This window comes from Oceanobacillus sp. MO10714A (genome assembly GCF_037072045.1).
Classification (GTDB): Bacteria; Bacillota; Bacilli; order Bacillales; family Amphibacillaceae; genus Oceanobacillus; species Oceanobacillus indicireducens.
In genome coordinates, this window is record NZ_JAXHDC010000049.1 from 1 (window position 1) to 25,300 (window position 25,300).

At 38.4% G+C, this 25,300-nt stretch carries 21 protein-coding genes; 12 read left to right on the forward strand and 9 right to left on the reverse strand.

The window, feature by feature from the left end; genetic code table 11:
• A partial coding sequence (locus SPD53_RS16775; protein WP_336253243.1) for a reverse transcriptase domain-containing protein occupies positions 1-920 on the forward strand: 920 nt, incomplete at its 5' end.
• Positions 921-1,356: 436 nt separating this feature from the next.
• On the opposite strand, the gene SPD53_RS16780 is transcribed toward SPD53_RS16775, so the two are convergent.
• Positions 1,357-2,733 carry a right-handed parallel beta-helix repeat-containing protein gene (locus tag SPD53_RS16780; RefSeq protein ID WP_336253244.1) on the reverse strand — a complete coding sequence of 459 codons (1,377 nt, stop codon included), beginning with the start codon at positions 2,731-2,733 and terminating at the stop codon, positions 1,357-1,359.
• Positions 2,734-3,072: 339 nt separating this feature from the next.
• The gene (locus tag SPD53_RS16785; protein WP_188859813.1) at positions 3,073-3,714 is read right to left on the reverse strand and encodes a site-2 protease family protein; all 642 of its coding nucleotides are present in this window, start codon (positions 3,712-3,714) and stop codon (positions 3,073-3,075) included.
• Positions 3,715-4,063: 349 nt separating this feature from the next.
• Here SPD53_RS16785 and SPD53_RS16790 point away from each other — a divergent pair, with 349 nt between their 5' ends.
• The 4 genes from SPD53_RS16790 to SPD53_RS16805 all read left to right on the forward strand — a co-directional run bounded on the left by SPD53_RS16790 (position 4,064) and on the right by SPD53_RS16805 (position 10,776).
• On the forward strand, positions 4,064-5,107 hold the full coding sequence (locus SPD53_RS16790) for an ArsR/SmtB family transcription factor (RefSeq protein ID WP_336253245.1): 1,044 nt from the start codon (positions 4,064-4,066) through the stop codon (positions 5,105-5,107).
• Positions 5,108-5,121: 14 nt separating this feature from the next.
• Positions 5,122-6,345 carry an MFS transporter gene (locus SPD53_RS16795; protein WP_336253252.1) on the forward strand — a complete coding sequence of 408 codons (1,224 nt, stop codon included), beginning with the start codon at positions 5,122-5,124 and terminating at the stop codon, positions 6,343-6,345.
• A gap of 443 nt (positions 6,346-6,788) precedes the next feature.
• Positions 6,789-8,567 carry a pyruvate kinase gene (locus SPD53_RS16800; protein ID WP_336253246.1) on the forward strand — a complete coding sequence of 593 codons (1,779 nt, stop codon included), beginning with the start codon at positions 6,789-6,791 and terminating at the stop codon, positions 8,565-8,567.
• Between the two features lie 559 nt (positions 8,568-9,126).
• Positions 9,127-10,776: an FAD-binding dehydrogenase gene (locus SPD53_RS16805; protein WP_336253247.1), complete on the forward strand. Its 1,650-nt coding sequence runs from the start codon at positions 9,127-9,129 to the stop codon at positions 10,774-10,776.
• 216 nt (positions 10,777-10,992) lie between these two features.
• Here the strand turns inward: SPD53_RS16805 and SPD53_RS16810 are convergent, their stop codons facing one another.
• Positions 10,993-11,184, reverse strand: coding sequence for a hypothetical protein (locus SPD53_RS16810; protein ID WP_156857892.1), 192 nt, complete (start codon positions 11,182-11,184; stop codon positions 10,993-10,995).
• A 242-nt stretch (positions 11,185-11,426) separates the two neighbouring features.
• Between SPD53_RS16810 and SPD53_RS16815 the strand changes: the two genes are divergently transcribed.
• Both SPD53_RS16815 and SPD53_RS16820 read left to right on the forward strand, forming a co-directional pair.
• The gene (locus tag SPD53_RS16815) at positions 11,427-12,059 is read left to right on the forward strand and encodes a LiaF transmembrane domain-containing protein (protein WP_336253248.1); all 633 of its coding nucleotides are present in this window, start codon (positions 11,427-11,429) and stop codon (positions 12,057-12,059) included.
• Positions 12,060-12,064: 5 nt separating this feature from the next.
• Entirely contained in the window at positions 12,065-12,187 is a 123-nt protein-coding gene (locus SPD53_RS16820) for a hypothetical protein (protein ID WP_255454418.1), read from the forward strand.
• A gap of 22 nt (positions 12,188-12,209) precedes the next feature.
• On the opposite strand, the gene SPD53_RS16825 is transcribed toward SPD53_RS16820, so the two are convergent.
• The 6 genes from SPD53_RS16825 to pplA all read right to left on the reverse strand — a co-directional run bounded on the left by SPD53_RS16825 (position 12,210) and on the right by pplA (position 18,017).
• On the reverse strand, positions 12,210-13,007 hold the full coding sequence (locus SPD53_RS16825) for an energy-coupling factor transporter transmembrane component T family protein (RefSeq protein ID WP_156857894.1): 798 nt from the start codon (positions 13,005-13,007) through the stop codon (positions 12,210-12,212).
• Positions 13,004-13,861, reverse strand: coding sequence for an energy-coupling factor transporter ATPase (locus SPD53_RS16830; protein ID WP_156857895.1), 858 nt, complete (start codon positions 13,859-13,861; stop codon positions 13,004-13,006). The genes SPD53_RS16825 and SPD53_RS16830 overlap by 4 nt, the downstream gene beginning before the upstream one ends.
• A complete protein-coding gene (locus SPD53_RS16835) occupies positions 13,852-14,661 on the reverse strand; it encodes an energy-coupling factor transporter ATPase (RefSeq protein ID WP_156857896.1) in 810 nt (269 codons plus the stop codon). Before SPD53_RS16835 ends, SPD53_RS16830 begins: the two co-directional genes overlap by 10 nt.
• A 31-nt stretch (positions 14,662-14,692) precedes the next feature.
• Complete coding sequence (gene menA / locus SPD53_RS16840; protein WP_188858122.1) at positions 14,693-15,637, reverse strand: 1,4-dihydroxy-2-naphthoate polyprenyltransferase; 945 nt, start codon at positions 15,635-15,637, stop codon at positions 14,693-14,695.
• 3 nt (positions 15,638-15,640) lie between these two features.
• On the reverse strand, positions 15,641-16,690 hold the full coding sequence (locus tag SPD53_RS16845) for an FAD:protein FMN transferase (RefSeq protein ID WP_336253249.1): 1,050 nt from the start codon (positions 16,688-16,690) through the stop codon (positions 15,641-15,643).
• A 406-nt stretch (positions 16,691-17,096) separates the two neighbouring features.
• Positions 17,097-18,017, reverse strand: a complete 921-nt coding sequence (gene pplA, locus SPD53_RS16850) for an extracellular electron transfer flavoprotein PplA (protein ID WP_156857899.1) — start codon at positions 18,015-18,017, stop codon at positions 17,097-17,099.
• A gap of 280 nt (positions 18,018-18,297) precedes the next feature.
• On the opposite strand from pplA, the gene SPD53_RS16855 reads away from it, so the two are divergent.
• The 5 genes from SPD53_RS16855 (at position 18,298) to SPD53_RS16875 (ending at position 24,851) form a co-directional block, all read left to right on the forward strand.
• A complete protein-coding gene (locus tag SPD53_RS16855) occupies positions 18,298-20,190 on the forward strand; it encodes an FAD-dependent oxidoreductase (RefSeq protein WP_156857900.1) in 1,893 nt (630 codons plus the stop codon).
• 42 nt (positions 20,191-20,232) lie between these two features.
• Positions 20,233-20,658 (forward strand): NusG domain II-containing protein, encoded by a 426-nt coding sequence (locus SPD53_RS16860; protein ID WP_156857901.1) that lies wholly within the window; start codon positions 20,233-20,235, stop codon positions 20,656-20,658.
• A gap of 32 nt (positions 20,659-20,690) precedes the next feature.
• Complete coding sequence (locus SPD53_RS16865) at positions 20,691-21,299, forward strand: Gx transporter family protein (protein ID WP_336253250.1); 609 nt, start codon at positions 20,691-20,693, stop codon at positions 21,297-21,299.
• A 3-nt stretch (positions 21,300-21,302) separates the two neighbouring features.
• Positions 21,303-22,283, forward strand: coding sequence for a polyprenyl synthetase family protein (locus tag SPD53_RS16870; protein ID WP_336253251.1), 981 nt, complete (start codon positions 21,303-21,305; stop codon positions 22,281-22,283).
• A gap of 699 nt (positions 22,284-22,982) precedes the next feature.
• Complete coding sequence (locus SPD53_RS16875) at positions 22,983-24,851, forward strand: SLC13 family permease (RefSeq protein ID WP_336253253.1); 1,869 nt, start codon at positions 22,983-22,985, stop codon at positions 24,849-24,851.
• Positions 24,852-25,300 lie beyond the last annotated feature (449 nt).

The following is a 25,300-nucleotide window of genomic DNA, read 5'->3' on the forward strand; positions in this document are numbered from 1 at the left end:
AGTTCTACGATAATATCAATCATGATATGTTGATTAGTAAAGTGAGAAGAAAGGTACGTAAAAAAGAGTTGATAAACCTTATTAGTAATGCAATTAAGACACCTACAATTTCCCCACCAACAAGTAAACCATACATCCAGAACAAACGTGGTGTTCCTCAAGGATTATCCATATCAAATATCTTAGCTAATATTTATTTGAATCAATTGGATAAAAACTTCAATAATCAACATGAGTTTGCCTATTTTAGATATGTAGATGACGTACTTATTATTTGTAATAAAGATCATAAAGAAAAGATAGAAAATAAACTGGAAAAGCATATTAACAGTCTAGAATTAAAATACAATAAGGATAAAAAACAACATGGATTGTTATCACAGGAATTCTCATTCTTAGGGTATAATTTTATTGATAATGTGGCGGGGATTAGGGAACATAATATTTTTAAATTAGAGAAATCATTAGTAGAGGTGTTTACTAGGTACAAATATTCAGATTTTAAGAGAACTAGTGAATTTGTATGGAATTTAAACATAAAAATCACTGGTGGAATTATAGATGAGAATAAATATGGTTGGTTATTTTTTTATTCACAGATAGATGATTTAAGTATTTTATATAGGCTGGACTGGTTTGTAGAAAAACTATTTAAAAGGTTTGGAATTCAAAATATAAGTGAAAAAAGTATAAAGAAATTCGTTAGAACTTATCATGAAATCCTTTTTAACCGTTCAGGAAGTAATTATATACCCAACTTTGATAAGTATGAAATTAAACAAAAAAAGGATTTATTAATAAATGTTTTTAACCTAAAGAGACTAAGGAATGCAGATGATGAAAAAATTGATAGGAATTTCAGAAAATATATATTTAATAGCCTGAAGAAACTAGAGCAAGATATCCAGCATTTATCGTAGATAGTTTGTTAGAGTTATATGTAATGATCGATATGATTAATTAAAATCAATAACCTATCTGTTTGTACTTCCTAATAATTGGTTAAGTTGTAGCAAGTTACTGAGGACTAAAGTTCGATATACTTATTATATAAATAGTAATTTGTAAAAAAATAGGCATCGGTACAACACCAATGCCTATTTTTGCCTCTCAAATAATAAGGGTGAACCGTACCATAAGTAGATGAGATCCTATAAGAAAAACAAGATAGCACACCATGCGCCCGATCGATAGTGGAGTGTATACATAAAACGACCATTCGTGCGAAATTCGGCGAGTTTTATTTTTACTGCACCTTTTGTGAGGATACTCTTAAAATATATTTTCCATATTAAAAGGCAATCACTTTTTAAAGTCATTGCCTTAAATGGGTTTCGATTCAATTTTTTTAACGATTCACCTTCCAAGCGAAGTCTTTTCCAATATGAAATCAATATCCTCTATTTCCATATACCTGGATTCTTCATCACTATTTGAGGCTTTTTGAAAGTCTGGAAAGGATGTATAGGATTTATTTTTCCAAATCCATATCCCCTCTTTTCCTTCTTCGTCATGAAAAACATTTTGCTTCCATGTATTATTTTGAATTGTATCAAAGTAATTAGCGATAAAAATTCGTGTAGGACCTGCGGTGAATATGTTTTTTTCTATTCGAATGTTTTTGCTGTTATGCTGCATCAATAACTGTCCGCCATTCAGCGCTTTTGTATCATTACGATATAGAACATTTTCCGCAATCACGGAATTTTTAGTGCCGCCTCTCTCCTTATCGTAACCACCAACTGAAATCCCTGTAAAATGATTATCATATATTTCATTATGGAGTATGCTAATATTCTCAGCATACTGATCAGCATGCTCTGATGTTGCCTCTATTCCAATATCATTGGCATATACCTTGTTTTCCTCGACAATAATATTTTTTCCACCATCAATATAAATACCGCCTGCAGCGTATTCTTCTCCATATGCTGGGTTTCCAAATGAAGATATTTCATACACTGTATTATTTTTTACACATCCATTACGCACAAAATCGGCATTTGGATCATTTGAAATGCCTTCAAAACCAATCAGGTCAATACCAATATTATTATTTCTCCGAACAAGATTGTCTTTCACCGTAAATCCGTCTATATTGCCGTTGAGCACAATCGATTCACTAGCACCAAGAATTAAATCTTCAACTGTATTATTTTCGATTACAATATCCTTCATCCCGTCCGTCCCATATACAGCAATTCCATGGGCATTTCCATCATCAGCCAGGGTTTTTATATCATGTACGTGATTATTTTCCAAATGAATATGGCTGCTTGAACCAGTAACAAATATACCCATAACTGTATGATCGCTTACGTCTGTTGTCAAATCCTGTATTGTTAGTCCGCTGATTGTAACATAGTTTTTATCCTCAATTGTTACTAAAGGCATATCTCCTTCTAACTGTTTTAAGCCCTCTCCACTAATTACTACGTTTTCCTGATTATATGCTTTAAATTCAACAGGTTTATCCTTTGTGCCGCTATGCTGGACGATAAGCTGTTCATTATAAATGCCCTCCCGAATATATACAACCGTTCCTGCCTTCGCTTCTAGTGCTGCTTTTTTAAACGTTCGATAAGGCTTTGAGATTGTGCCGTTATTTTTGTCGTCTCCATTTATAGAAACATAAATTGTATGAGTACTGCCGCTGTTATCCATGACATGGTATAGCGCAAAACCACAACCTATTATTGCTATAGTCAAAATTAAAATAATCCATTTTTTCATCATGTCCTCCATTATAAATTGCTTTACGATATTTAAATAAGTATAAGTCTCTATCAATTGTTTGAAAAGCGCTATGTCAGTTTTAAAAATTTTCAGAAGCTAAAGGGGGAAAACACGAAATGAATGACCAGGGACCATAACCCAAACGAGCAAGCACCCTATCCCCTTTTTTAATGCCTATTTTTAAATTAGAAGTCAATATCTATTTTTAGGTAAACTTCAAAGAAAATGAATGCTGAGAACCTTTTTCAGCATTCATTTTCTGGCGAATTTACTTTTACTACTATTTCAGCTGCTATCTATGGATTTGCTCTTTAACTTCCATATTTTCACCCTCTATCAGTATTTCCTATTTCCTATTAATAGTTTGAAAATGTTTTTACCATCACTGTCATATCCATTTGGATATGTTACAGGTATTAATGCACTGATTATCAACGTGATTGTAAAACCTATATAATATCCTTTCAGAAAACTATTTGGATTGTAAGCGTTGAAGATTAGAATAACTATAATTAGTGAAATAATATTGAATAAAACTCCCCCAAATATAATGAAGAAATCCCCTATTTTATTTTTAATCTTCACAGTACTATAATCAAAGTCAACATATCCTAATATAAAAAAGTATTTATTGAAAGAGAACCCTTTTAAATTGATTAAAGGACCCCCTACACCTATGTGTATCTTATTTATCTTTCCACCTAGTAGCTTTATAAAGAATGCATGACCTAACTCATGTATAATCAAATTAAAAGGTGAATATATCAAAAGTCCTATCAGATAACCTAACACTGCTGTCATTTTATTTAGACCCCCCACTTCTACTGTATTGGTTAATGACTGACCAAAACTCTTGCTCGATACTTCTTCAATAAATTCGGCGTCCAATTCTCTAAAAACCGCTCCAACCGTTCCAATTAACTCTAATGATCTATAGATGGTACTTGCATTTTTGTCTCCAGTTGGGTAGTTGATCAAAAAAATATAACACTTCGGTTTTCAAACGATTAATTCCCTTTAATCCAACATACTCCGTTAAGGAATTTAGTACTCTATTGCTATTTTCATTCATACCTTCCAAAATCAAATCTTTTTTTATAATATCATAACTTTCAAAAGGATAGCAGACGTTTTTCTTTTTTCTTGTAACATGAAGGCTACGCTATTAGCTCGCTAATAGCCTACTAGAATACGTTTTTTGCTTTTATTAAGTTATAAAAAGAAATAAATTCAACTATATTTGAATTTTATATTCAACTATTACTGAATTTGGGTATTGGTTTCTGTATAATTTATTTCAACAAAAGTATTTATGAGAGGTGATTATATGGAAATTTTACAAGCAACGGGTAGAAAAAGAGAAACATATGAAGTCCATTTCACTTATTCTACTCTATGGGAATGTGCTCTTGGGATAGCCGCAGTAACGAATTCACGATTACTCAACACTTTAGAGAAACCAGCAAGTTATTGGAAAGAACTTAGAGGGTCATTTTCTGAAAATCTTAACCACCATTTAGATTACGTTGAAAAAAATAATACTTGGAAAGCATTATTACAATTGCTCCACCAACATGAAAGCAATACTCTGAATGAATTCTGTACTAATGTCAATTTATTACAAGGTACAAAGTTTAAATTTGCTTGTTTACCTTATATTGGTGAGAACTTTCAACTTATAAGGGAAAAAGCTGCAACTGGAAATGAAAGTGCTATCATAGAACTGCAACGGATAACGAGTGATAATGCATTTTTTCCTCAATATATCGAATTCATAAGTAAAACCGACCCACAAAAACTTAAAGATCATTTAATTGAGGTTATGACACTATGGTATGAGGCTGTGCTAAGACCAGAATTAGAACGGACAACTCGAATTTTACAGACCGATTATGAATCTAAAAAGCACATGAAAGAAAAGATGTCTTCTGAAGAACTTGTCCAATGGGCAACAGGTGGAATAAACTACCTTCCCGAGCCTAGTGTTCATAAGGTTTTACTCATTCCACAATATGTCTATCGTCCTTGGGTTATTGAAGCAGATATTGAAGATACGAAAGTTTTCTACTACCCAGTAGCTAACGAAAGTCTTTCACCACATGATAAATATATGCCAAATAACTTTTTAGTACTAAAGTATAAGGCGTTAGGGGAAGAGATTAGACTTCGAATAGTAAAATTGTTATCGGAAACGGACTATTCGTTACAGGAACTTACGGAACAGTTGAATATAGGTAAGACCACCATTCATCATCATCTGAAAATATTACGTGCAGCTAAACTGGTTGAAATAATCGAAGGGAAATATTCCTTAAAAGCAAATGCGTTAGAATTACTCTTCAAGGAACTAGAACAATACCTCAAACAATGATGAAAGGAGAACTTATGAATTCTTCTCTATTTAAGAACCGTTCATTTGTCGCTACATGGTTAGGAAATGGAATATCTGAACTTGGTGGAGCATTTGGTACTTTTTGTAATTCAATATTAATCTTTCAACTTACAGGATCAACTATGGCACTTGGTAGTATGTGGCTTTTGTATTATATACCATCACTGATTCTGCAACTTTTTATTGGTCCCTATATTGATCGTTGGAGTAGAAAATGGATAATGATACTCTCGCAATGGACAAGGGGGATTGTATTTATCTTACCGTTAGCTGCATTACTAGCGGGAAACCTGGAAGTTTGGCAAATTTATGCTGTTCAGTGTGTAGTTGGATTAATCACTCCATTTTATGTGCCTGCTAATCATGCAATCACGCCAACCATTGTAGAAAAAGAGGAATTACAATCAGCAAATGCATATATTGATGGAATAGTCCGTTTAATGACCTTTTTATCTCCCATAATAGCTGGAATAGTAATTGAGTATATTGGTGTTCATATTACCCTTATTTTCGTGAGTACTTTGCTAGTCATGAGTGGTTTTACATTACTTTTTATCCAAGAAAATAGAAGTAATATAGAAGTGAGAAAAACATGGTTAGCCGATTTCACGGAAGGAATATCTTTTTTCTTTTCTCAAAAAGTAATTGTTTGGTTAGGAGTTTTTTTAGCATTTGTTCAATTTGGAGTAGGAGTGACAATGGTTACAACTCTACCATACATTACGCAAGAATTAGGCGGGACATATGCTGAATATGGATATTTCATGGCTGGATTTCCTATTGGATACATAATAGGTGCTTTCTTAGTAACAAGAATTCAATATAAAAGTCGTAGATATCTTATGCTCGGTTCCCTTTTCATAGGGGGACTAACCTACGTTGCACTATGCTTTAATTATAGTATCTTATTAGCAATAACAACAGAAACTATTGCAGGTATAGTAATGGCTGTTTTTAGCATCCATAATACAACTATTATCCAAAAAGTGGTTCCAAACGCCTTGATGGGTAAGGTATTTTCAGTTCGTTTGCTAATTATCAGGGGCGTTATGCCGTTGGGAGTACTTGTTGGTGGTTTATTAAGTGAAGTGTTTGGTGTAAGACCATTGTACCTTTTGATCGGTTTATTAATTAGTATCGTTTCCTTAGCAGGAATTTGTTTACCATATTTTAAATTTATTGATGGAAAGAGTAGTCAAGAAAAAATGGTTTCTTGAGAGAGGTAGCTATTCAGGTATAAAAAGTGTTTGAGAACTTGATTTGATGGATGGGGAGATCCAACTACTCCACCAAGATTCAGCTGTGAAAAAATGTGATGGAGAGATGCATTCGGAGTACTATAGAGGGATACATGGATATGAATATAAATTATCTGATGTTCTTTAGCCATGGCAAACGGAAAAGGACCGGGCATGGTTTTCGCCCAGTTTTTCTTAGTATGAGTCCTAACTAACCCCTCTGCATCTCTCAACATCTTCTGTTATCCTCAAACAACTTGAGCAATGGCTGCTTGACATGCTTTTTTACTCTCAAGGAGTGTCCAAATCTTTTTCCTAAAAATCTTGAACGTTTTAAACGGCTATAGACCGGGATTTTCCATAACATAAAGTGTCCTTTTAAAAAAATAATCATAAATTATTTTAATGAGGTGATGATTGCTATGGAAAGGTTGGCAGATTCCAACAAGAACGAAATCATACATCAGCTTTCTCAATTACGAAACGAGATTAATCACTGTTTAATGGACTTTTCTAAAAGTCATCATATTGATATAGCAGATGCAAGCAAACAAAACTTATGTGCATTTTTGGGTTTACAGAAACCTTTAAATCCAGTGCTTCATTCTAATTTAATAAAAGAAGGATTTTCATCTATACAGCAAATGAGTCCCCACATTTTATATTCATTGAATAAAATAATCAGCCATTTATCTTCTAATGATCAGCATTATGAAAATTATATTGATTTTAACAATGCCGTGTTCTTAAAAAAACAGCGTAACAAGAAATTATTGGGAAAATCAGAAGAAGATCCCATTTCCATTATGGTTACTTTAGATAAAACGATGCTGGAGAGGCCGGAGATTTTTAAAGAATTACTAAGGGCTGGGATGACGATTGCCCGAATAAACTTAGCCCATGACTACTCGGTATGGAAGCAGCTTGTTGAAAACATTCGAGCCGCAGAAAAAGAGCTGATTGATGTAAAGTGCAAGATTTATGTGGATCTACCTGGTCCCAAAATTCGGGTGTTCGATTTTAGAAAGATCCAGGCTCCACTCGTAATCAATACAGAAAAAAACTCCCCGATTGGCTATTTAGTAAGTAATCAAGGCATAGTTCCTTCTATTCGACACGCTTTTAAAATTGAATTAAATATTAAGGAATTTAAAGATATTACACCGGGGCAAATCATTCCTTTTACGGACGTCAAAGGAAGAAAACGACATTTCACCGTACTGGAAATGATAGATGCCAGATGCCTGAAGGTTGAATTAAACAAAACAGCTATTTTGAATGAGGAGACCACTATAAAATTGAGTCATGATAATCATAGTAAAGTGACGAATCTACTTGAAAGGCAGCCGACCATTAAGGTTAAAAAAGGAGATATCTTAAGAATCTATAAAAGCCATGGCTATCATGGTAAACCAAAAAATAATAAACAACCAGCTGCAATTGGGATTACGATACCAGAGGCATTAAAAAATGTTAAACCGAAAGACAGGGTTTTTTTTGATGATGGAAATATATGTGCAGCTGTATTGAACGTTACAGACACCTACTTGGATATAAAGATTACACTTACCAGAAAAGAGAGGGAGATAATTAAACCTGAAAAAGGGGTAAACTTTCCAGACTCACAGGTTTATTTAAATGTTCCGGCCATTACAGAAACGGATATCAGTATTTTACCAGAGATTGCCCCCTTTGTTGACTTAGTTGGAATTTCTTTCATTCATCAGCCAAATGATATTCGAATAGTAAAGAGATATTTAGATCAATATACAGAGAGAAATATCGGTGTCATTGCGAAAATAGAAACAAAACACGCTCTTCTATCTTTATCTAAAATTATTCTGGAAGGGTTGAATTTAGATTTATTCGGTGTGATGATTGCTAGAGGAGACTTAGCAATCGAGATCGGCTATGAACAACTGGCGAATGTTCAAGAAGGAATCTTAGAGCTTTGCCGGGCTGCACATGTGCCGGTTATTTGGGCAACCAGTGTTCTTAACCACATGAATAAGAAAGGAATACCACTCAGGGCTGAGATTACAGATGCCTTTATGGGATTACGAGCCGATTGTATCATGATGAATAAAGGTCCTCATATTTCCAGTTCAATAAAATTCTTGCAGCAATTGGATGAATTGAAGGAGGATCCATTGTTGAATATTAGAAATTCCATAATACCTTTTGCTCAATATGGGTTTTAATTATCCTGAGAAACCTGTGAAAAAAATCATGAATACTCTATAAATGCTCTGTTTTATTGAGAAATTTGTTAGGAACCGAAAATAAGGCCCGACAACAACCTCGGGTTGGGGATGCTAACCTTATTGGATAAGGGATCGAGAAAGAATTCACCACACAAAAGGCTGAATCCTGCTATTGGATTCAGCACAAGATCAGTCACCTTTAAAGTATGACGGGGGACCGTACAATAAAATTTGAAATTAATCAGCCTCTCTCGTAATTGCGAGGAAGGTCTCTTTTACTATAAATAGCGGTAATATTCTACACTCCCATTGGAATATCAATCAATGTAATTTCATTAGTTTGTTTTAGGGTGTTTTTTAATACTTGTTCAAATTTATTCAACTGTTGTGGCCTATCCCTTTTATTCCAAAGCTTATGGTAACTCGGAACCAATCAAAATTAATGAGATAATGAAGATAGTAAATGTATCGATTAGGTTGGCTAACGTCCTTTGACGTAAAAAATTGTCGCTTCGCTGTCGAATAAGAGATAGCAAAGTGTTTGGGAGGAATACTTATGGATTATGATGTTATCGTTGTTGGGGCAGGACTAGCGGGACTTGTTGCCACTTCCGAATTGATCGGGGCGGGCAAAAAGGTTTTATTAGTAGATCAAGAATCCGAAGCATTTCTTGGGGGACAAGCGTGGTGGTCATTCGGTGGTCTTTTTTTAGTTGATTCACCTGAGCAACGGCGCCTTGGCATAAAAGACTCCTACGAGCTTGCGAGGCAAGACTGGATGGGAAGTGCCGGGTTTGATAGGGAAGATGATGAGGATCATTGGGCAAAACAATGGGCTGAGGCTTATATAGAATTTGCAGTTCACGAAAAAAGGGATTGGCTGCATTCGCTCGGTGTCCGTTTCTTTCCTGTTGTCGGGTGGGCGGAACGAGGGGGATATTTAGCGGAAGGACACGGCAATTCCGTGCCGCGTTTCCATATTGTATGGGGAACGGGTCCCGGCATTGTCCGACCGTTTGAAAAAATTGTTCGTGAGGGAATGCAAAATGGATTGGTTGACTTTCGACCACGACACCAGGTCGATGAGCTTTTGTCGAAAAATGGTGCCATAATTGGCGTGCGAGGATCAATCTTAGAACCGAGCGATGTAAAAAGGGGAGAAGCAAGTTCACGCGCCGTCATTGGAGAGTTTACATATGAAGCGCCTGCTGTCGTTGTATGCAGTGGAGGGATTGGTGCGAACTTTGATTTGGTAAAGGAGAATTGGCCGAAGCGTCTCGGAAATCCGCCGGAAAGAATGATATCGGGCGTTCCTGCGCATGTGGACGGGCGGATGCTATCAATCACCGAAAAAGCCGGTGGACGTGTCGTGAATAAAGATCGGATGTGGCACTATACGGAAGGGATTAAAAACTGGGATCCGATATGGCCCTCTCATGGCATTCGCATTCTTCCCGGCCCTTCTTCCATATGGCTTGATGCGAAAGGGAACCGTTTTCCCGCTCCGAATTTCCCTGGGTTCGATACACTTGGCACATTACAGGCAATCCAAGAAACCGGCTACGATCATTCATGGTTTATTCTAACTGCCAAAATTATCGAAAAGGAATTTGCATTATCAGGGTCTGAACAGAACCCTGATTTAACTGGGAAAAGCATTAAGAAAGTACTTTCGAGAGTAGTGCCAGGACCTCCGGCGCCTGTTCAAGCTTTTATGGATAAAGGGGAAGATTTCGTCGTTGCAGACTCATTGGAGAAGTTAGTACAAGGGATGAATGACATTACGGGAGACAGGCGATTGGACGTTGCACATATTGAACGGCAGCTGCTTGCAAGAGATCGCGAAATAGAGAATAAGTTCACGAAAGACCTTCAAATTACCGCCTTGCGAGGAGCTAGAAATTATATTGGGGATAAATTGATACGGGTGGCGAAACCGCATAAAATCCTGAATCCAAAAAATGGACCGCTTGTGGCAGTTCGGTTGAACATACTGACTAGGAAGACACTGGGCGGACTACAGACCGACCTCGAAGGACGAGTAATGAATGAACTTGGGGAACCTGAGCCTGGACTATACGCTGCTGGAGAGGTTGCCGGGTTCGGCGGTGGTGGATTGCACGGATATCGCGCATTGGAAGGGACTTTTTTAGGAGGATGTCTATTTTCAGGCAGGCAAGTCGGACGATCATTAAGCCAAAACTAAATGTAAGAAGAGCATTTTCCAAGGAAATAGGGAAATGCTCTTTTTCATAATGGTAAACCCGTTACTACTTCGGGAAAAAAGATGACCAACAAAAAGAATAAAATTGATTGCAGAAGATGTAAACATAATAATGGATCTGCAAACGTCATATACTTTAGCAGCTTAGAATTAAATTATCCATCGCAATTACTTACCAACCTTTATCTAACTTTTAAACTAATAAGTGAAAACAGTACCGGTTACAGTAAGCAACATAGCTAATACAATAGCAAAAATAATGGCGAACAGTTTATTTAAAATGAGCGGAATTCCTTTTAAAGCTACTTGAACGTAATAATTTAGGCTCGAAAATAATATCGCGATATTTAAATGTATAATCGTTAATACTTTCTTTTTCTCTAAAAACATTCATTTCGTATATTCCTATAGCTACATTATGAAAAATAATCGAGTAAAAAGCTGCTAAAATGAAGTGAGGAAAGAGGACTTAAAGAACCTTATTGACAAACTAGATTATTTTAGATGAATTTCTGAATAGGCTGTCTTTTGAAATTTCCTCCTAAAGGAATAAAACGACCACCCAAATAATAAGAACTACCATGTAAGATAAATAAAGGAGGTATGTTAGGTCAGGAAGAGTATGGTTAGGCGTGCTTTTTCTCTTGCTTGGTTTAGGTTTTTTTCTAGAACAAGCTGGCATTATTGATTTGCCCCAGTTGTTCTCTAATTGGTGGCCATTTATTTTAATTATTATCGGAGTGGTCCAGCTGATCAATCGGAAACATTCTTCCGCAAGTTCAGGTCTTATATTCTTATTGATCGGTTTTATATTTTTAATGAATCAATGGTTCGATTTGAATCTAATAGCGTATATCTGGCCGATTATCTTCATTATTCTCGGTATTGTCATTCTCTTTACAAGGGTCAAACGAGAAAAAAGCTTCCATACGGAAAGTGATTTAGACACATTCGTGCTATTTTCCGGTGCAGAGATTAATAGTCAATCCCAAACCTTTCAAGGTGGGTCTGTGACGGCAATTATAGGCGGAGCGGAAATAGATCTCCGTGATGCGGTTATTATGGATGGAGCTTCTCTTGATTTAACGACGGTGCTAGGTGGGGTGGAAATGAAGGTTCCAGACAATGTCCAGGTTGAAATATCTGGAATGCCTATCCTTGGTGGTTGGGAGGATAAGACAAGAGTCAGAAGAGAAAAAGAGGAAGTTTCCGTATTAAAAATAAACTGCCTGACGATTCTGGGCGGGGTTGAGATTAGGAATTAAAAAACATGGGAACCATCAAAACTACGAATGAAAGTTATAAAGGTAAAGAAATAAAAGGAAGTGGCTTTTTTCAAAAGGGCTTTAATGGCCCCTTTACTGAATCAGCCACTTTTTATTTTGAAAAATAGGGTTCTATCTATTCCTACTATGTTAATTAAGGCGTAATAGGATGAGCCCTATGGTTAGTGCAGCCATTACGCATAGGGTAATAGTGTCACATGTTTTCCATCTGAGTTTACGGAATGATGATCGTTTTATGCCAGATTGATATCCTTTGACTTCCATCACATTCGCCAATTCCTCTGCCCGGTTTAACGAATTTGTAAAGAGCGGGAGAAAGATTGGAACGAGAGTCTTCATTTGTTGGACGAGCGAGCCTTCACCAAATTCAGTTCCCCGGGCTCGTTGGGCGTCCATGACTCTCTGGGTTTCATCTAGAAGGTTGGGGATAAACCGTAATGAAATAGATAACATCAGAGATATTTCATCGACTGGGATGTTGAGCTTTCGTAAAGGGCCTAGCAATGAATCAATTCCATCAGTCAAATCAATTGGTTTCGTTGTTAATGTAATCGCAGTGGAGATGAATATAATCATTACAAACCGGCAAAAGATATAGACCCCATTAATGAGGCCAAATTCTGATATTCTGATTGGACCCCATTCGACATAGATTGTTCCTCCTGCCGTAAATAACATCTGTAGCACCACAGTAAACAGGATGAGCCAGATCAAAGGGCGGACCCCTCTAAAATAAGTGTACAAATGAACCTTTGATAACCGCATGACACCTAATGTAAACAGCCAAAGCAATAGATAAGTTTGCCAATTGTTTGCGATAAATAGGACGATTATAAAGTAAAAACCACTGACAAGCTTTGCCCGCGGGTCCAGTTGGTGAAGAATTGAATCCCCGGGTACATACCTGCCTAACGTTAATTTATTCACGCGAGACCCACCTCCATCAGTGCATCAGCAAGTTCATCAACAGTAAAGCAAATATCTGGTAGTTCGATGCCCGTTCTTTCTTCAATTTCCAACTGAAATTGATACGCTTCAGGTAGATCAAGATGCCACTTTTTAATCGCTAGACGATCTGAAAAAACGGATCGCAAATCGCCATTCCTTACAATGCGTCCATTTTCCATCACAATGATCTTGTCTGCATAGTGCACAACGTCATCCATATCATGGGTTACGAGGATAGTGGTCAAATTACGCTCCTGGTGCAGTGACTTAATTAACCTCATGATCTCATTTTTTCCTTTTGGGTCCAAGCCGGCACCAGGTTCATCTAGTACGAGAATTTCTGGTTCCATTGCTAGTATTCCTGCAATGGCAACGCGGCGTTTTTGTCCACCGGATAATGAATGTGGAGATTTATTCAAGAGATGAAGGGGGAGTCCGACAAGTTGCATGACTTCTTTTGCAATCTGTTGTGCCTGTTTTAGCGGTACACCGAAGTTTAGTGGACCAAAGCAAATGTCTTTTTCAACCGTTTCAGCAAACAATTGCGCCTCTGGAAATTGAAAGACCATCCCGACTTTTTTTCGAATGTTTTTTAGAGCTTGTTTATTATTCTTTTGTTTAATGATGTCCTGGCCAACTTCAATTTTTCCTGCAGTCGGGAGCAAGAGTCCGTTGATCGTTTTCAGTAAGCTTGATTTTCCAGCACCTGTATGTCCGACAATAGCAGAATACGAACCGGACTCTATTTGTAAATCAATGGATTGCAGAACGAGCGGGTTGCGAATTGGTCCAATTACGTAATCAGCAGAGACTCCTTCCATTTTTATTTCCATAGCCAACACATCATTTCTTCCCGTGACATATAGGATTGCGGTACGTTTGCCCCGCGTTTCGCTAATGCACGTCTAAGTTTTTCACCAAGAGGTGGGGTCAACTCCTTTTCTTGGGTAAAAATTTCACTTGGTTTACCAATATTCGTAACCTGACCGTTATCTAGAACAACGACTCTATCTGCTGCCTCCACTTCGGTCATGTCATGTGTAATGGAAACGACCGTTAAATCGGTGCTCACTTTTAACTCATGGATGGTCTCCAGAAGTTCACGCCTGCTTCTTGGATCAAGCATAACAAAGGCTTCATCTAGTATTAATACGTCTGGTTTCATGGCTAAAGCACCTGCGATAGCTACACGCTGCTTCTGTCCCCCGGAGAGATGGGAAGGATCATACAGCCGATATTCAAACAAGCCAACCATTTTCAGCGCTTCATTAACTCGTTTTTTCATTTCTTTATAGTCCATATTCAAGTTTTCCAATCCAAAAGCAACATCATCTTGTACAGTGGATCCTATAAATTGATTTTCCGGATTTTGAAAAACAACCCCAATCCGGTTCCTAATTTCCCATTTCGATTTCTCAGTCATCTCCATATCGGCGATAAAAATGGACCCTTGCTGGGGTTCGAGTAGCCCGGTGAGCAATTGGGCAAGTGTTGATTTTCCAGATCCATTGTTGCCGATGATCGCCAACCATTCACCTTGATGAACAGTGAACGATACAGAGAGAAGGGCCTTCGTCTCTGTTCGGAGATCATATCGATAGGTCAAATTGTTTACTTCGATGCTCGGTGCCATATTTCATCCCTCCTTGAGCAAGCTTGCGATATCAAGCCGGTATAGCAATCACAATTAACATTAAGATGGCGATAGTCCCATTTACTAAAACTAAGTTCTTTCCGGCGAGTGGGAATGTTTCCGTTTTGCTTTGTTTCTGATTAAACGCAGCAACATGACTGTAAACCGGTTTTATCATTAGAAGTGAAAGCAGAAGTGCTTTTGGCAGGATACCGAGCAATGCTGCTACAGAAATTGCGATAAATGTAACGATGTACAATAGGTTAAACAGCCAAATTGCATATTTTTTACCGATGTAGAAAGGAAGCGTATAACGGTGATTAGCGATATCTTCCTCTAAATCACAAATGTTATTGGCGAGCATTAAATTAGCAATGGTAAGAACGCATGGTAAGGAAACCAGGCCAATTTCTAGTAATAAGAGGATATCAAACTTCAAAAGAAAGGAACTTCCCTGCCAAGAAATATTCGCAATCCCCTTGTCAAAAGCATTGACATATACGGTGAGGAAAAGAATTCCGAAGCCCATTGTGACACCTGAGAACACTTCACCGAGTGGCATACGGGATAAAGGGATCGGACCGAAAGTATAAAAGATGCCGACTGCAAAGCAAAGCATCCCGATGAATAAAACCAATAAATCAGTTTGGGAGACAAGCCAGATCCCAAGTGCTGAGGAAATTGCAAGCATGGAGATGATAGTCGTAATCACAAGCCGCTCGGGAATAGCTGCTTGTCCAATAATATTCCTTTCTTTCCGGTAGCTATCGCTAGTTGCTTTCCGATAGTCCATATATTGATTAATTGCCGTTGCTGTCAAATCAAAAATGAGCATGCTGCTAAAAAATAAAATTGTATTGATATAATCTAAAGTTCCATAACGGTATAATACAAATAAAAGTCCAAGTAGGAAGGGGAATAAACTGGCAATTTTTGTTTTGATTTCTACTAAATTTAAAAATGTGCGGATTGACATGGCTTATCCTCTCCATTCAACTAATTTAAATTGATCATTAGTTAGCTCAAAATTTCCTTTCAAACCGGATGTCGTATATACTTCTTTATCGCGACTGATGAATATTGCTTCGACACCACTCATATTTTCCGCAAAGTATAACCCGTCTTTCAATCCTTTAGTGAATAAAATCGTTGATAACGCATCACCATCTGTAGAAGAATCGGTTATGACGGAAACACCTGCAATATCATTGTCGTATGGGTAGCCGGTTTTTGGATTTAATAAGTGATGATAGATTTGTCCATCTACTTCCAATTTCCGTTCATAAATACCGGAAGTCACAACCGTTTTATCCTTTTGTTTGATAACTCCGACGGTTTCACCTCGTGCTTGAAAAGGATCCTGAATGCCAATCGTCCATGTATCCCCCGATTGGGGACTATCTCCTAAAACATAAATGTTTCCACCAAGATCAATAACTGCTGAAGATACATCATGTTCTTTTAATGTTTTCGCAATTTGATCCGTTATAAAACCTTTCGCAATGGAGCCTAAGTCTAGCCGCATCTGATCCTGCATGAGAAACACTGTTCTCTCCTGTTCATCAAGTTGAACAGATTGATAGTTGATTAGCGGTAATACTTGATCAATTTCAGATTGATCTGGTTTTCTTGCATCCGGAAAACCGATGCGCCAAAGATTTGTCAATGGACCAACCGTAATATCAAATGAGCCATCTGCTAATTTTGAATAACGTTTCCCTTCCTTTATAAGGTCATAGGTCGTTTTTGGAACTTCAACTGGTGCTGACCCGGCAAGTTGATTAATTTCATCGATAACAGAACCTTCCTCGTTGGAAGAAAGCTCATCGGCTAACTGCTCAATTTGGTTAAAAACCGGTTCAAGCACGTCCCCTTTGTCTTCATCGTAAATTTTGACGGTTACGACTGTTCCCATTAGAAAATCCGTCTTACTATGCGGCTCTACTGTCACGCCTTCTGTTTCGGCTGACACGCCGCACCCGACAAGCAGTATGAGTAAACTAACCCAAAACCATTTAAAGTGTTTCATCATTCCTCACCACTTTCCATTAAACTTGAGGAGGGAAATTAGAAGCTAAATCGTTTTTCTAATTGTATAAGAAACTATAAATTAAAATGCTGTGATAACTTAGTATCCGGGGCCAGCCACGTCCGCTCTGCGCCCAGCAACTATCAAACTTCACACTCCTCCAATCGATAAGTCAACATCAACTCAAGGAGAAAAGGAAGGCCGACTAAGAACGGGCCAAGGCCCAACATCGGCATACCCCTAAAGGGGCATGTTTCCTTTATCTCATTCCGAAGTGCTCCAGTTTGTACGTTGCTACGACGCACAGGATGTGCTAGTGCAGGTGTTGCGACAGGACGTCGCGTTTTTAACCTGCAAGGGCGCTTGCGCCTTTGATATTTCCCATCAAGTAACTTATATGTTCTCTTTATTCTTCCGCATAAACGATATTGTCAATTTCGATCGGGGTTGTGTCCCCTTTTTGGGCTGCATTGATTAATTGTGCAGCGTACATTTGGAAAGACTTGCTGGAAGATGTCGCACCAGAAACAACTTCTACTGCATTAGCATCTTGTGTCTCAACAAGTGCTTCGTTCAATTCAGGAATAAAATCTTGAGGGCCTGTGCCGGAAATATCCGCCATTTGTTCTTGGTACTCATCATCATCGATTTTCAACTCTCCATCTTCATTGAGATAAACAAAATCGGATTCAGTGATTTTTCCGTCCTCAACTGTAATGGTAAGCTCCGTTTTCCAGCCGGTTTGGTCAATGTTTTTCTCTGAAAGACTGTATTCACCGTCGATAAGCTCATTTGTATTTTCGATTTCGATTGGTGTTGTGTCACCAGACTGTGCTGCTTGGATCAACTGTTGAGCATAGTTGATGAATGTATGAGATGAACTTGTTGCACCAGTAACTACTTCAACTTCTGAAGCATTTTGATTGGCCACGAGAGCATCATTCAGTTCAGGGATGAAATTTTGAGGGCCTGTACCGGACTCTTCCGACATGGTTTCCTGGTATTCCTCATCCTCTGTCTTTAACTCGCCGTCTTCATTTTCATAATTAAAATCTGAAGAAGTGATTTCTCCATCTTCTACTGTCATTTCCATAACGACTTTCCAGCCAGTTTCCCCTATTTCAGTTTCATATAATGAATAGGTCCCGTCTTGTAGAGGTGCTCCTGCTACGACTTCTTTAGCTGCCGTTTCTTCTGTTTCCTCAGTAGCTGCGTCCTGATCTGTCTCATTATCTTTACTTGGTGCATCCTCCTCTCCACAAGCAGCTAATGAAAAGGTTAATGCAAGCCCTAAAACTGATACGCCTATAAAATTTTTCCACTTCATCTGAATCATCCTTTACTTATTTAATTGTGAATATAATCACACGTTCACCCTTATATTAGCATGCGAATGTTGTAATGTAAACTATTTTTGTAAGGAAGAATGGTTAACTATAATCTGCATTATATTAACGTTTACAACGTACTAATGGTAAGAAATATGATAAATGACTATTGTGTGAACGCTATAGACAAGAAAAAATTATTGCGTTATATTGTGAATGGATGAACATTATATGTACTAAATATCAATTCATATTTTCTTAATTAAGGAGTGATTTCCATTGGCAGAAAAAAATATTGTGATTATCGGTGCCGGTTATGCTGGTGTTCATGCAGCTAAGAGACTTGCAAAGAAATATAAAAAGGATCCCTCTGTATCGATAACGTTAATTGATCGAGATTCGTATCACACCATGATGACTTCATTGCATGAAGTCGCGGCGCACCGGGTTGAGCCAGATGCTGTTCAATTTGACCTGCGACGGCTGTTTAACCGCACGAAGGTGAAACTTGTAACTGATGTTGTTGAACATGTTGATCATAAAAATAAAGTGATTACAACAAAACAAAGTACTTTCAATTACGATTATTTAATCTTAGGTATGGGTGCAGAGCCGAACGACTTCGGTACGCCTGGAGTAAGTGAGCATGGGTTTACACTTTGGTCCGTTGAGGATGCCGTCAAACTACGTCAGCACATTGAAAAGTCGGTAGCCCGGGCCTCCAGGGAACACGATCTGGAAGTACGCCGCGCTCTATTGACCTTTACTGTCTGTGGTTCCGGCTTCACTGGTGTTGAAATGATTGGGGAACTAATGGAATGGAGAAAACGGTTGGCAAAAGATAATAAACTCGATGAATCAGAGATCACATTAAACCTCGTCGAAGCGGCTCCTACGATTTTGAATATGTTGGACCGAAAAAGCGCTGAGAAGGCGGAGCGCTATATGAAGAAAAAAGGGATCAATATATTAGTGAATTCCCCTATCGTTGAAGTGAAAGCTGAAGAGATCGTTTTAAAATCAGGCGAAATCATTCCAACTCATACATTGATTTGGACGGCAGGAATAAAGGCGAATTCGGATGCGGAAAATTACAATATGGAAAGCGCTAGAGCTGGACGCTTAAAAGTAAATGAATATATGGAAGCGGAAGGACTAGATGATGTCTATGTCGTTGGGGATTTAGCTTACTATGAGGAAGAAGAAGGCACACCGACACCACAAATTGTCGAGGCAGCGGAACTAACTGCGGAGACCGCAGCCCATGCAGTCATCAGTGAAATCAGCGGTGGAGAGAAAAAAGCTTATAAAGGAAAGTACCATGGTTTTATGGTGTCCATCGGCACCAGATATGGTGTCGCCAACTTAATGGGGATGCGCGTCAGCGGTTGGTTGGCGAACTTTATTAAGTACATGGTGGACCTCGTATATCTATTTGGCATCGGTAGTGGATACTATATGTTCCACTATATATTCGATGAGTTTTTCCACTCAAAAGACAAACGAAATGTATTCCGGAATCTTGTCAATCGGTATGGAAACGTGTTATGGAGCATACCGCTACGTATCTTTGTTGGGGGATTCTGGATTGTAGAGGGCGCTACAAAATTATGGGGTGAAGGTACTTGGGAAAAAGCGACATCCAGCTGGTCAAATGTACCATTGCTGTTCAAAGGACTCGGTGAAGATTCATGGATTGTTTCCGACTCCGTGAAAATGCCGTTTGAATGGCTGCAAACCGCAACATCAGGAGCGACTGAAGCAACGGCCGCTGCCAGTGAAGCTGCTTCCGGGGACTGGGCAACACCAATCTTAAGTAGTATGCCTAGTTGGTTCGAATGGATCATGAAAATCATGCTGCCAACGCCAGAGATGGCTATCTTTATGCAAAAAATGATGGTGTTTATTGAACTAGCAATGGGATTGGCGATTCTATTTGGTCTATTTACATGGCTTGCAAACTTAGCAAGTTCCGGTTTCTTAGTCATGTTCACTCTAACTGCCATGCTCGGTTGGGATAAGGTTTGGGCCCTTCCTGCATCGATTGCTCTAATGAATGGTTCTGGCAGAACGTTTGGTCTGGACTACTGGGTTGTGCCGTTTTTACAAGAGAAAGTCGGTAACTGGTGGTACGGAAAAGAACGGGGCATCTATAGGGATCATCAAGAATAAAACTGTAAAGTAAATTTTAATCATGCCTGTAAAAGGGGAGAGATGGAATTGAAAGAGCTATACCGGACGGTTAAACGTTGGGATATTATTATCGTGATTGCACTTGTTATCTTATCTTTTCTTCCCTTCGTTATTTTTACTTTCATACAGACAAAATATGCCGATGGGGAATCTGTAAGCGTGGCGGTTATTTCTGTAGATAATGAAGAAGTGCAACGAGTCACGCTTACAGGCAATGAAGGTGTTGAAGTCTTTGATATTCTCTCTTCTGACTCGAATTACAATATAGTTGAAGTCATTGATGAAGAAATAAGGGTTAAATCAGCGAATTGCCCAGATCAGATTGATGTCCATCAAGGTTTCATCAGCAAACCAGGTGAAACAATTGTTTGTCTACCTCATCGGATGATTATTGAAATTCAAACGATGAGTGACGAACCGGTGAGCGATATCATTATCAGTTCGTGAGGAAATATTTTAAAAGTAAAGGGGGGAAGGGAATGACACGAAATGAGCGTCTCGTCTATATTTCATTATTAGCTGCACAAGCCGTCATTATCGGAATTGTGGAGCGGGCAATCCCTTTTCCTTTTGCTTTTGCACCAGGGGCAAAACTCGGACTTGCCAATATTATTACAATTATGGCGCTTTATACCCTTCCTGTAAAAGATGCTGCAAAAGTAGTCGGTATCCGTGTTGTATTAACAACTTTACTTGGTGGCACCATTTCTACGTTTATGTATAGCTCAGCTGGAGCCATCATCAGCTTTATCGGGATGTGGCTTGTAAAAAAACTTGGACCGATGCGTGTTAGCTTAATCGGCGTGAGTGCAGCAGGAGCAATTTTACATAACGTTGGCCAATTGGTTGTAGCAAGTTTCATCGCCCAAACATGGACGGTGCTGCTATATTTACCGGTGTTGTCTTTCATTGGAATTTTAGCGGGAATCGCAATCGGAATCATCGCGAATTATTTATTACAGCATGTAGAAAAGCTTGATTATTATATGTATTTGCAAAAAGTGGAGACGACGAAAAAAGAAAAAACGATAAAGGATAAAGTTTTACAGCAATCATCTATTCTCTATCAGAGTCAAGAGGAGGTATAAATAATGAAAGTACATGCGATGTGGGATAGTTATCCAGAGTTGAAACAAGATTTAGCCGATGTGCTTTCTTTAATAGATTCACGGATTCATGTTCGTAATAAAGCTGTAGAAGAGAGAATCAAAGAAATGGTTTATTCAGGCGGAAAGTTGCTCCGTCCCGCCTTCACATTATTATGCTCGAATATTGGTCCATCCTATAAAAAAGAGGATGCCATCGCAGTTTCAGCAGCAATCGAATGTTTACATCTTGCAACACTTATTCATGATGATGTCATTGATGAAGCCAGTCATCGTCGGGGTGTTCAGACTATACATGCCGATGAAGGAAATAAAATTGCCATTTATGCTGGTGATTATTTGTTCAGTGTTTGTTTTACAATTTTAGCTAATCATGCAACATCCCTTGCCGATCTAGAATTCAACGCTCGTGGAATGGAAAAAATTTTAAGTGGAGAGCTCGAACAATTAAATTCCCGTTATCAATTTAACGTATCGATTAAAGACTATTTAACTAGAATTGCCGGGAAAACAGCTCAATTATTTGCAATCAGTTGCTACTCGGGAGCGGTATTGAGTCAGTCTTCGCGCAGAGTGGCCATGATTTCCAGGAATATAGGCCATAATATTGGTATGGCGTTTCAAATTAAGGACGATATTCTTGATTATCGGTCTGATTTTTCAGCACTCGGTAAACCAGTAATGTCAGACATTCGCCAAGGCATATATAATTTACCACTCATTTATGTTCTTCAGAATAAGCCTTCCGTATTTCATGACCTTCTAGCAAAAGGTGAGGCCATGACTGATCATGATCTCGAGGAAGTAATGAACTTAGTTGATCACTATCACGGCTTGGAAAAAGCAGAGCAACTCGCTGAAAAATATACAGATAAAGCGATTAAACAGTTAAAAAAGCTTCCTAATGGTGAATATAAGTCGATTATTCAAGAAGTGATGGCGACTTTGCTTGTGCGAAGTATGTAAGTAATGCTTGGTTAAGTATGGTTCTCAAGTTTTGCATCTTGTATAAGAAACTATTAAATAAAAATGCTGTGATAACTTAAGCGTCGAGGGCTAGCCACGTCCGCGCTGCGCCTTTGTTCTGCAAAGCAACTTGTAATATGCCCTCATGCCCGGAAGTGATTGCTTTTTCAAGTTATCGAAGCCCCCCATTTCCGGGTACTCCTTATTAACTCAACTTTCGCACCCTGAAAATATTAAGCAAATCATCCTAATTAAGCGCCCCTAGCCTTTAAGGGAAAATAAACCTCAGTTGTTTTCCCGTTAAAGTAAGATGAATATACTGATGGGAGAATAAACCCCGGTTGTTTTCCCATTAAAGTAAGAAGAACATGCTAAAGGGAAAATAACCCCCAGTTGTTTTCCCGTTAAGGTAAGAAGAACATGCTGATGGGAAAATAACCCCCAGTTGTTTTCCCGTTAAGGTAAGAAGAACAAGCTGATGGGAAAATACCCCCTAGTTGTTTTCCGGTTAAGGTAAGAAGAACAAGCTGATGGGAAAATACCCCCCAGTTGTTTTCCCATTAAGGTAAGAAGAACATGCTAAAGGGAGAATAACCCTCAGTTGTTTTCCTGTTAAAGTAAGATGAATATGCTGAAGGGAGATTAAACCCCCAGTTGTTTTCTTTTCACAAATCAGCCAAAATAGAAGATACAGTGGAAATGTTCGAAAAGGGGATCAAGCCAATGGAAATGACGCTTACCTTTATCATTTTGTTTGTGACTATAATACTTTTTATGGGGAGCCGCTTACGGGCAGACCTTGTGGCGATATTAGCACTGATGGCATTAGTCATTACGGGAAGTCTCGAACCTGCGGAAGCTTTAGCAGGCTTTGCAAATACGGTAGTCATTATGATTGCTGGTTTATTTGTAGTTGGTGCAGGATTATTACGGACAGGTCTTGCCCAGCAGGCAGGTAATCTATTGCTCCGTTTTGCGGGAGAAAGTGAAACGAAGCTCTTTTTTCTGTTGATGATTATTGTCAGTTTTGTCGGGGCCTTTATGAGTAATACTGGAACCGTTGCGCTTATGCTGCCGGTTGTGATTAGTATCGCTATTAGTATAAAAAGCAGTCCATCAAAGTATTTGATTCCTTTATCTTATGTCGGGAGTCTAACTGGACTTCTGACATTGATCGCTTCCCCAGCGAATATCATAGTAAGCGAGACTTTAAGTGAAGCAGGTTACCAGGCCTTAAGCTTTTTCCAAATTACACCGATTGGCATCACGGCACTCATTGTCGGTATTCTCTATTTATATTTTACAAGAAATCGCCTTCTGCCAGATATAAAAAGTAAAGGAACGAGTGATAAAGCACACCAGCTTTCTCCTAGCCAATTGACGGATGATTATAATTTAGAAGAGAGTCTGTACAGTGTAAAGGTATCTGCTGGGTCTAGCATGATCGGGAAAGCCCTGGCACAATTGAAACTTCCAGCAGTTTATCAAATTTTTATTCTTAAAATTGCCAGAAGATCGAATGAAGATTATCGAATTTTCCCGAGTTCCTACCAGCAGATGGCGGGACCAACAGTTACGATTATGGAAAATGATACGCTTTTACTGAAAGGTTCAAGCACGATGGTCGAAAAGCTATGTGAAGATTATTCATTGGAGCTTCAGAAAAACGGGAATGAGGCAGTTGATTTGCTTTCTAAGGAGCTTGGCTTAGTTGAGGTACTATTGACACCGCATTCCTCGTTTATTAATAAAACGATTAAAAAAATCGACTTTAGAGAAAAGTACAATTTAAATGTAGTAGGCATTAATCGCAAAGGGGATTATGTTCTGCAGAAGATGTCTTCCCAGCGCTTGAAATTTGGAGATGCTTTGCTCGTTCAAGGGGCATGGGATGATATTGAACTCTTAGCAAAGGAAACAAAAGATGTCGTTGTTATCGGTCAGCCGAGGGAGTATGCAGGAAAAGCATCGGCTACTGGCAAAGCTCCAATTGCCGGCTTAATTATGTTGTTCATGGTTCTGTTAATGGTATTTGAAGTCTTTGCACCTGTCATTTCCGTGTTAATCGGTGCCGTGCTTATGGTGCTTACAGGGTGCCTGCGGAATATGGATGATGCTTATAGTGAAATGAATTGGGAGAGTATCATTTTGATTGCAGCAATGATTCCAATGGCTACTGCCTTAGAGAAGACAGGCGGCATGGTTCTCCTATCGGAAGCAATTATTGATTCGCTTGGTAGATTTGGTGCGCTCGGAATACTTGCCGGACTATATTTTTTAACAATGACCTTTGGTTTGTTCATCAGTAATACAGCTACAGCCGTGCTATTTGCACCAATTGCCATGAACGCAGCGTTAGCAATTGATGCAAATCCATATACATTCATGGTTGCGATTGCAGTTGCAGCCAATATGGCATTTTCAACACCGGTTTCCTCACCGACAAATGCCATGGTGATGACGGCAGGAGGCTATAAGTTCTTTGACTTTATCAAAATTGGCGTTCCATTACAGTTGATTTTATTTCTAATTATGATGATTGTCATTCCGTTAATTGTGCCACTATAGGTGAATCCAAGAAGCGCAGTCTAGTTAATTGAGTTTTAGCTGGTAACAAAAATGCACATTTTTCAAAGCCATATATCTCATAAAAACGATGCGCTTTATTAATTTTTCAGGAGGTTGTTTATGAAAAATAAACTCTTAAAAGGACAATGTTTTATGCGATAACATTTAGTTTAGGCGGAATAAGTGCCTTAATTTTACTATCTTTTTTCTGGTGGATCAAAGTTATTTATCGTGGAATAAGGTCTTAACTGTTATTGTTATTGCCATAGTTGGCTCATTCATAGGAACTATATTCAGAAAGAATAAATAGTTCTAATTAATCTTTTTTGTAGAATGTCGTAAAAATTGGGAAATATGGTTAGGTTTGGTTATATGTTAGGGTGTAGTGAATAAAACATTAAATTCTTATTTAGAGAGGAGAATGACAATTAGGAAAATAAGAAAATATG